The organism is Bradyrhizobium jicamae, assembly GCF_001440395.1.
Lineage (GTDB): Bacteria > Pseudomonadota > Alphaproteobacteria > Rhizobiales > Xanthobacteraceae > Bradyrhizobium > Bradyrhizobium jicamae.
This window is the reverse complement of the sequence record NZ_LLXZ01000077.1, coordinates 27,432-35,350: the sequence shown is the minus strand read 5'-3', so window position 1 is coordinate 35,350 and position 7,919 is coordinate 27,432. Positions and strand designations below refer to the sequence as shown.

10 protein-coding genes are annotated in these 7,919 nt (G+C 62.7%); 5 read left to right on the top strand and 5 right to left on the bottom strand.

What is annotated here, in order from left to right; all coding sequences use genetic code 11:
- Together CQ12_RS12425 and CQ12_RS12420 are read left to right on the top strand one after the other, a co-directional pair.
- The coding region (locus tag CQ12_RS12425; RefSeq protein ID WP_157088169.1) for an NAD-dependent epimerase/dehydratase family protein at positions 1-404 on the top strand (404 nt) is incomplete at its 5' end.
- 210 nt (positions 405-614) lie between these two features.
- Complete coding sequence (locus CQ12_RS12420; RefSeq protein WP_057835596.1) at positions 615-1,595, top strand: Bug family tripartite tricarboxylate transporter substrate binding protein; 981 nt, start codon at positions 615-617, stop codon at positions 1,593-1,595.
- A 139-nt stretch (positions 1,596-1,734) separates the two neighbouring features.
- Here CQ12_RS12420 and CQ12_RS12415 read toward each other — a convergent pair whose 3' ends face one another.
- The 3 genes from CQ12_RS12415 to CQ12_RS12405 form a co-directional block, all read right to left on the bottom strand.
- On the bottom strand, positions 1,735-2,172 hold the full coding sequence (locus CQ12_RS12415) for a hypothetical protein (protein WP_057835595.1): 438 nt from the start codon (positions 2,170-2,172) through the stop codon (positions 1,735-1,737).
- Between the two features lie 252 nt (positions 2,173-2,424).
- On the bottom strand, positions 2,425-3,183 hold the full coding sequence (locus CQ12_RS12410; protein WP_057835594.1) for an outer membrane protein: 759 nt from the start codon (positions 3,181-3,183) through the stop codon (positions 2,425-2,427).
- 289 nt (positions 3,184-3,472) lie between these two features.
- On the bottom strand, positions 3,473-3,709 hold the full coding sequence (locus CQ12_RS12405; protein ID WP_057835600.1) for a hypothetical protein: 237 nt from the start codon (positions 3,707-3,709) through the stop codon (positions 3,473-3,475).
- Between the two features lie 229 nt (positions 3,710-3,938).
- Here CQ12_RS12405 and CQ12_RS46280 point away from each other — a divergent pair, with 229 nt between their 5' ends.
- Positions 3,939-4,199, top strand: a complete 261-nt coding sequence (locus tag CQ12_RS46280) for a hypothetical protein (protein ID WP_083519257.1) — start codon at positions 3,939-3,941, stop codon at positions 4,197-4,199.
- Here the strand turns inward: CQ12_RS46280 and CQ12_RS12400 are convergent.
- On the bottom strand, positions 4,196-5,041 hold the full coding sequence (locus CQ12_RS12400; RefSeq protein ID WP_057835599.1) for a uroporphyrinogen-III synthase: 846 nt from the start codon (positions 5,039-5,041) through the stop codon (positions 4,196-4,198). The two genes, CQ12_RS46280 and CQ12_RS12400, sit on opposite strands and share 4 nt — an antisense overlap.
- 140 nt (positions 5,042-5,181) lie before the next feature.
- Between CQ12_RS12400 and purU the strand changes: the two genes are divergently transcribed.
- Positions 5,182-6,045 carry a formyltetrahydrofolate deformylase gene (purU, locus tag CQ12_RS12395; protein ID WP_057835593.1) on the top strand — a complete coding sequence of 288 codons (864 nt, stop codon included), beginning with the start codon at positions 5,182-5,184 and terminating at the stop codon, positions 6,043-6,045.
- On the opposite strand, the gene CQ12_RS12390 is transcribed toward purU, so the two are convergent.
- On the bottom strand, positions 6,042-6,320 hold the full coding sequence (locus tag CQ12_RS12390; RefSeq protein WP_057835592.1) for a hypothetical protein: 279 nt from the start codon (positions 6,318-6,320) through the stop codon (positions 6,042-6,044). The genes purU and CQ12_RS12390 overlap by 4 nt on opposite strands.
- A 336-nt stretch (positions 6,321-6,656) precedes the next feature.
- Between CQ12_RS12390 and CQ12_RS12385 the strand changes: the two genes are divergently transcribed.
- Positions 6,657-7,835, top strand: coding sequence for an ABC transporter substrate-binding protein (locus tag CQ12_RS12385; protein ID WP_057835591.1), 1,179 nt, complete (start codon positions 6,657-6,659; stop codon positions 7,833-7,835).
- Positions 7,836-7,919: the final 84 nt, after the last annotated feature.

The following is a 7,919-nucleotide window of genomic DNA, read 5'->3' as shown; positions in this document are numbered from 1 at the left end:
CCGAATACAGCCATGTCGTCGCCGCGCTGATCCGCCGCTTCCACGAGGCCAAGGTTTCTGGCGCCAAAGAGGTAGCGGTCTGGGGCACCGGCACGCCGCGGCGCGAATTCCTCTATGTCGACGATCTCGCGGATGCCTGCATCCATTTGATGAAGACCTATTCGGATAGCGAACTGGTCAACATCGGCACCGGCGAGGACATCACCATCGCCGAATTCGCCCGCGTGGTCGCTGCAACCGTGGGTTACACCGGGGAGATCGGCTTCGACCCCTCACATCCCGACGGCACGCCGCGCAAGCTGCTTGACGTCAGCCGCCTTGCAAAACTCGGCTGGCGCGCCAGCACTTCCCTTGAGAACGGCATCAAGCTCGCGTATCAGGCGTATCTCGACGAAATAAAATGAACGCTGGCCGCGGCCCCCGTATTGGCTGCGAACGCGCAGCGCGGAGGGGGCGCGATGGATGTCATTCATCAAGTCCGTCCCAGCGAGACGAAGTGACGCGGCGAACCTGCTGCCCGGCGACCGAGAATAGCTGTCGGCTTCGCGCCGCCGCGCGGATAGGATGCGTGCACCCAGGCGTGCCGCAAGAGCCGCCGGCGCGTCGGAGGAAGCATGATGAAGATTCAGCGTCGTCAATTTCTGCAACTCGCAGCCGGTGTGGCTGCTGTTCCGCTCACAGCTGCAAGCGCGAGTGCGCAGGCCTATCCATCACGGCCGGTTCGCCTCGTGATCGGCTATACGCCCGGCGGCTCGGCGGACCTCACGGCGCGACTGATGGGGCAGTGGTTGTCAGAAAAGCTCGGCCAATCCTTCGTCATCGAGAACCGGCCGGGCGGCGGCACCAATATCGCCACCGAGCAGGCGCTCCGCGCGACGCCTGACGGCTACACGCTGCTGCTGGTCGCGCCGGCGAATGCCATCAACGCCACGCTCTATGACAAGCTGCCATTCGATTTCATGAAGGAGATGGAGCCGATCGCCGGCATCATCCGCTTTCCCAACGTCGTCGTGGTGCATCCCTCGCTGCCGATCAAGACGATTCCCGAACTGATCGCCTACGCCAAGGCCAATCCGGGCAAGCTCAACATGGCGTCGTCAGGCAACGGATCGACGATCCACATGTCGGGCGAGCTGTTCAAGATGCTCACCGGCATCAACATGCAGCACGTGCCTTACCGTGGCGGCGCGCCGGCGCTCACCGATATGCTCTCCGGCCAGATGCACGTGATGTTCGACAACCTTCCGACCTGCGCCGAGCACGTCAAATCCGGCAAGCTCCGCGGGCTTGCGGTCACCAGCACGACGCGCTCGGACGTGCTGCCGGATCTGCCGCTGGTCGCCGATTTCCTCCCCGGCTACGAGGCGAGCGCCTGGTACGGCCTCGCCGCACCGAAGGGTACGCCGGCAGAGATCGTCGACAGGCTCAACAAGGCGGTGAACGAGATTCTGGCCGATCCCAAGGCGAAGGCGCGCTTTGCCGAGATCGGCGCCATCCTGTTGCCGGGCTCGCCCGCCGATTTCGGCAAGCTGGTGGCTGACGAAACCGACAAGTGGGGCAAGGTGGTCAAGTTCGCCGGCGCCAAGGTGGACTAGGGGGAGTCATCAAGCTGGCGAGCAAAGATTGCGCCCGTCATTCGCTCGTAATGATCTTCGATCAAAGTTAAAGAGGCGGCCAAAGGCCGCCTCTCGCGATGACAAGCGTGAAGGTGAACATCGCCCTTGGCTCCGGCTGTCACCAGGTTCCGTAGCCAAACCAGCCATAGTGCGCTGGCCGCGCCATCATGAACTCATGCGGCGCCTTGCGCTTCTTCGCCGATCTGCGTTGGTGCTGCTGCTTCACCTCTCGCCTTCTTGCGTCTGAGGCCCGGGACTGGACAGCGTCAGATGACTGCAGTTGCGCAAGAGCCTGCCGCGCCTTGATCGGGACATCGGCGACTGTCGTGGCTGGAACATTTTGTTCCGCGTTCGCAATCGCCTGGGGGACTATCGTTGGAAGGCTGGTGTCGTAAACCACACGCTCCGGCAACTTCTGCTCGGAATGGATGCGGATGGTGACCGGACTCGAACTTGCCTCGATGGCAAGCGGCAACATCGGCAAACAGGCGCTCGCAATAAGCAGCAGCGCGAACAGCGCTCCGCCAACATAGAGGAAATATCGGGCCAGGGGCATGCGTCGCTCCTCGGCCCCCCTGGTCATTCATGTTTGAGGGTTTTGTCCGGTGGCCCTTGATCCAGATCAAGTCTTGGCTTGTTCGCGGGCAGGTGACCGGTTTGCTGTCAAGGAGCGGAACCCAAGGCGAGCTTCGGTCATCCAGGCGGTGCCGGCACCCCTGCTGCGGGCTTCAAGCCCACCGACCGATCGTCGCAGATAATCAGCCCCGGGCAATGCCGGGGCTGATGTTTACGTCAAGATCAGGACCAATCAGTAGCGGGCCGCGACCGGTGCGCTGTAACCGCCGAAGCGGTAGTTGATGCGCAAGGTGACCATATCCACGTCTTGGGTGATCCGGTTGTTGGCAAAGGCGGCCGCAAACGCAGGGAGGCCCGTGAACGAATTGTTAGCATCGCCCATGAACAGGTGGTCGTATTCAAGACCGACCGACCAGTTCGGTGCAAAGCCGTACTCAAATCCAACACCCACGACTCCGCCCCAGCGGGTCGCGCTGGCCGAGGCCAGGTCAACAAGGAATAAGTCATCGCGGATGGTAAAGCGGTTGCTCGTCACCGCCGCACCGCCCTTTATGTAGAACAGCGCTGCATTCCAGGCGTAGCCAATCTGGCCGGTAAAGAGGCCGATGCCATCGGTTGTGGTGCGAAGCGAGAGCGTAGGATCGAACAGGCTGACGCGCGAGTGGCTGAGATCCGCCCAATCGCCCTGGGCTTCCACGCCAAACACCCACTGATTGGCTTGCCAGCGATAACCGATCTGGCCGCCGGCGAGGCCGCCGGACCGCGAGCTGCAGCCCTCATCGAAGGTGCCCAACACGGCCACATTAACTAAGTCCCAGCAGTTGCGGCTCTGGCCCCAGCCGCCATTGGCGCCGATGTAGAAACCGCTCCAGTTGTAGATTACCGGCAGCGGAGCGGGCGGCGGTGCCTTGACGGCCATGTCCGCGGCTGATGCGGGAGTCCCCAGGCAAAGCGCCAATAAACCCGCAGTACTGAGTAGCAGTTTCCTCATGAACGTTTCTCCAATCCATTTTCGTCTATATGTTCGAACACGCATCCGTCGCCCGTCCGCGTGTCCCAGTCCCCCAACTTCCGATTCGAAGGCTATGCGCGGGTCTCCAGAACCCCCGTGCCAAAATGGCAACACTCAAGGGAATTGGTGAATGGACGACTTCTTTTTCTGGTGTTGACGGTACGGGGCTAGGGCGCCCCACATCGGTGCCAATCCGCCTGAGCGGCTTTGGCTGATGCAACGCTGGATAAGACCGAGTCAGACCGCCCGCGCATGGGGAAGTGGCGGCCTACTCCTCCTGCTCGTCGGCCAACCAGGCTGCAATGTCGTGCGAGGAGACAAGCTGCCGCGGAATGTGGGGATTGATTGTGCCGGCAAAGACACTCAATCCCTCATGCAGCCTGGCGCGGGCGAAGTCCTTGGCTTCCGCCTCCGTCTCGAAGGTGGTGGTTAAGCGAGGGCTTCGCCGCTTCGGGAGCACGCCGCGCTTATGCACTTCATAGGTCACATACCAGGTAGGCCGCATCTTCCACCCATGCACGTCGCCAACTGCTGGCCTGATGAAATCAGGCGGGCTTTGGCATCAGACGACGATGCGTCTGACCTCATCTGATGGGGACTTCCGCTGCTGCGGCGGCGTTGATCTAGGTCAACTCACTGCAATCGAACTGCAGTTGATCTGCGTCCGGGGTAGCCGAGCCCAGATGCCTTTTTGACTTCCTGGTTCGTGCGAGCCTGATCACGGGAGGGATGACATGCGGCGGCTTCTGTTGTCAGTGACGTTCGCTGGGCTAGCGCTCAGCGCCTTGTTGGGTTTGACAGGCGTAATCGCCAGCAGCGGGCCGGCGAGCGCCGTGGTCTACTGCCAATACGTTGGCTATCCGGTAAACTGCGTTGCACGGGCTGGCGTAGTCCTCGCGCCCCGCCCGGTGGCCCGTGCCGCCGCTCGCGAAGCGGTCCGACCCGGAACGCCCATGAACCGCGGCGGACCCGTCAACCGCGTTGGACGTCGCTAGCCTCTCGCCGCCGCGCGCGGCGGGTTCTTGCCGAGCGCCGCCGCCATCGCCGAGATCAGCGGTCGCATGAAGAAGGCGTCTTCGGCCGGATAGATGTCGGTGCGCAGGCCGTGGGACTTGAGTTCATCCGAGACTGCGGGTCCGACGGACGCGATCGGCGTACGATGGAGCCCTTCGCGTAAACGGTCCTCGCAACCGCGCGCGCGAGCGACCTCGATCAGGCGACGGATCTGGCCGAGATTGGTCAGCGCAATCGCGTCGATGCGGCCTGCGGCCATCTCGTCGATCGCGGCAATGATGTTGGCGTCGGCGGCCTGCGCGTCATAGGCATAGGGCAGCACGGTGTCGACCTCGGCACCTTGCGCCTTGATGGCGCCGATCAGGACGCTGTGATCCTTGTCCGGGTAGAGCTGCAGGCCGAGGCGGTGGCCGCGGAGATCGAGCCGCGACAGCATCTCGGCGACGCCTTCAGAGGTTGGCTTCTCCGTCGTCATCTGCGGCTCCAGCCCGATTTCGCGCAGCGCCTTGCCCGGCTTGGGGCCTCGGGCAAATTTGCGCGCCTTGCCGAGCGAGGCGACGAATGTGTGTTCAGCGCCGATGCGCCGGACCACCTTCATCAGCCGGCGCAGGCCTTCGCCCGTCATCAGCACGACGTCGTCAAAGGGCTTTTCGATCGACCGCCTGATCCAGGCTTCGACCGGCGCCGGGTCGGGTGCGTCGTGGATGGTGAACATCGGACATTGCAGCACGTCGGCGCCCTGCTCGGTGAGCAGGCGGGAAAATTGCGCTTCCTCGCGCGTTTCCAGGATCAGGATACGGTACCCGTTCAATCTATCAGCCATGATCTCGCTCCAACGCTTTTGCTTCGCGCTTTGTTCATCCTGACCCCGGTTTCCGGATTGGCGCAAGCGCGTCTGCGGTGATAGAGCAGGGCGCAAATCCGAGGTTTCACCCTTCTGCCTGAATTGTAGTCAAGTCCGCCATGCCCGATCATCAATTCGTCCTGACCCTGTCCTGCCCCGATCGCCCCGGAATCGTCTCCGCGGTGTCGACCTTTCTCGCCCATAACGGACAGAACATCCTGGACGCCCAGCAGTTCGACGACATTGAAACCGGGCAGTTCTTCATGCGGGTGGTGTTTACTGCGGCCGATCTCGCAGTCGAACTGCAGGCGCTGCAGACCGGCTTCACCGCGATCGCCGACCGCTTTGCCATGGAATGGCAGATGCGCGACCGCGCCAACCGCCGCCGGGTGATGCTGCTGGTCTCCAAATCGGATCATTGCCTGGTCGACACTCTCTACCGCTGGCGCACCGGCGAACTCGAGATGATCCCGACCGCGATCGTTTCCAATCATCCGCGCGAGACGTACGGCTCGCTCGATTTCGGCGACATTCCCTTCCATTACATGCCGGTGACAAAGGAAACCAAGCGCGAGCAGGAAGATGCGGTGTGGAAGCTCGTGCAGGACTCCGAGACCGATCTCGTGGTGCTGGCGCGCTACATGCAGATCCTGTCGGACGAGATGTCGGCCAGACTGTCCGGGCGCTGCATCAACATCCACCACTCGTTCCTGCCGGGCTTCAAGGGCGCACGGCCCTACCACCAGGCGCATGAGCGCGGCGTCAAGCTGATCGGCGCTACCGCGCATTACGTCACGCGCGACCTCGACGAAGGCCCGATCATCGACCAGGACGTCGAGCGCATCAGCCATCGCGACACACCCGAAGACCTCTCGCGCAAGGGCCGTGACATCGAGCGCCGCGTGCTGGCGCGCGCCATGCGCCATCACCTCGAGGACCGCGTGATCCTCAACGGCCGCAAGACGGTCGTGTTCATGGATTAGCGTGCCGCATCCTGCGCGGCGGGCGCAGGCTTTTCTTCCTTGTCGCGTTCGGACGCCGGCAGCAGGCGCTTTCGCTCACGCTCCCGCATGTACTCGTCATACTTTGCAGTGCCCGGGCGCGGCGGCGCATCTGCCGGGAGCCCGCCGATCGCGGCGGGAATGGCGTCGCTGACGCCGGCGGCGAGTTTCTCGTTGATGGTCCCACAGCCGATCAGCCCGCAGCCCGCGAGGGCTACGGCTGCGATCGTGACAATATGGCGCGCGCTGGTCGGCATAGGCAGACGTTACGCCTTTCACCTTTAAGGATGATGGATTTAGGGCGTCGCATTCCGGGAACTCTGCGGCCGCGCTTAGTTGACAGGACCATTTCATTTGTACAATCGTACAAATCGATCGTCGTTTCCGGCAGTCCTGACGTTCGATAGTATTTAGATACCCAATAGAAGGGCGCAAGCAACGCGCGTTGTCGCGGGGGCTCGTCCATCGTCCGATTGACAACAGGATGCCCGGGGACGCCATGTTGCCGCGCTACCCGGCGGAAAAATCTGGGTTATGGTGAGATCAAGGGCCGGGGACTCGGTTCGAGGACACAAGGCCGTTCAGGGGGAGGGATGTTCATGTCTATTCGCAGTCAATTATTGCTGGCCGCAGGCTCGGTCGCCGCGATGCTGGCGCTTGCACCGGCGCAGGCACAGGAGACCGTCAAGATCGGCCTGATCCTGCCGATGACCGGCGGCCAGGCATCGACCGGCAAGCAGATCGACAATGCGGTCAAGCTCTACATGCAGCAGAACGGCGATACGGTCGCCGGCAAGAAGATCGAGGTCATCCTCAAGGACGACGCGGCGGTTCCCGACAATACCAAGCGGCTCGCGCAGGAACTGATCGTCAACGACAAGGTCAATTTCATCGCCGGCTTCGGCGTGACCCCGGCGGCACTCGCGGCGGCGCCGCTGGCGACGCAGGCCAAGATTCCGGAAATCGTGATGGCGGCGGGCACCTCGATCATCACCGAGCGCTCGCCCTATATCGTCCGCACCTCGTTCACGCTGGCGCAGTCGTCCACCATCATCGGTGACTGGGCCGCCAAGAACGGCATCAAGAAGGTCGCAACGCTGACCTCCGATTATGCGCCCGGCAACGACGCCTTGAACTTCTTCAAGCAGAACTTCACCGCCGGTGGCGGCGAGATCGTCGAAGAAGTGAAGGTGCCGCTGCAAAACCCTGATTTCGCGCCGTTCTTGCAGCGCATGAAGGACGCCAAGCCTGACGCGGTGTTCGTGTTCGTGCCGGCAGGCCAGGGCGGCAACTTCATGAAGCAATATGCCGAGCGCGGGCTCGACAAGTCCGGCATCAAGGTGATCGGCCCCGGCGACGTGATGGACGACGACCTGCTCAACGGCATGGGCGATGCGGCGCTCGGCACGGTGACGGCGCATCTTTACTCCGCGGCGCATCCTTCGGCGGCCAATAAGGAATTCGTCGCCGCCTACAAGAAGGCGTTCGGCCAACGCCCGGGCTTCATGGCGGTCGGCGGCTATGACGGCATCCGCCTGATCTACGAGGCGCTGAAGAAGACCGGCGGCAAGACCGACGGCGATGCGCTGATCGAGGCCATGAAGGGCGCAAAGTGGGAAAGCCCGCGCGGCCCGATCTCGATCGATCCGGAAACCCGCGACATCGTCCAGAACATCTACATCCGCAAGGTCGAGAAGGTCGACGGCGAACTCTACAACGTCGAATTCGCGACCTTCGAGGCCGTGAAGGATTCCGGCAAGACCAAGAAGTGACGGCGAAGCCGTCATCTCAGATGTGCAATTGCACATCCGAGGGCGCACGTCAGCCTCTCCACGTCATGCCCGGGCTTGACCCGG

Excerpts from the sequence above, each read along its gene's own strand:
- CQ12_RS12385 (WP_057835591.1), top strand. The coding sequence starts at position 6,657 with ATGTTCATGTCTATTCGCAGTCAATTATTGCTGGCCGCAGGCTCGGTC.
- CQ12_RS12390 (WP_057835592.1), bottom strand. The coding sequence starts at position 6,320 with ATGCCGACCAGCGCGCGCCATATTGTCACGATCGCAGCCGTAGCCCTC.
- purU (WP_057835593.1), top strand. The coding sequence starts at position 5,182 with ATGCCCGATCATCAATTCGTCCTGACCCTGTCCTGCCCCGATCGCCCC.
- CQ12_RS12400 (WP_057835599.1), bottom strand. The coding sequence starts at position 5,041 with ATGGCTGATAGATTGAACGGGTACCGTATCCTGATCCTGGAAACGCGC.
- CQ12_RS12415 (WP_057835595.1), bottom strand. The coding sequence starts at position 2,172 with ATGCCCCTGGCCCGATATTTCCTCTATGTTGGCGGAGCGCTGTTCGCG.
- CQ12_RS46280 (WP_083519257.1), top strand. The coding sequence starts at position 3,939 with ATGCGGCGGCTTCTGTTGTCAGTGACGTTCGCTGGGCTAGCGCTCAGC.
- CQ12_RS12405 (WP_057835600.1), bottom strand. The coding sequence starts at position 3,709 with ATGCGGCCTACCTGGTATGTGACCTATGAAGTGCATAAGCGCGGCGTG.
- CQ12_RS12420 (WP_057835596.1), top strand. The coding sequence starts at position 615 with ATGATGAAGATTCAGCGTCGTCAATTTCTGCAACTCGCAGCCGGTGTG.
- CQ12_RS12410 (WP_057835594.1), bottom strand. The coding sequence starts at position 3,183 with ATGAGGAAACTGCTACTCAGTACTGCGGGTTTATTGGCGCTTTGCCTG.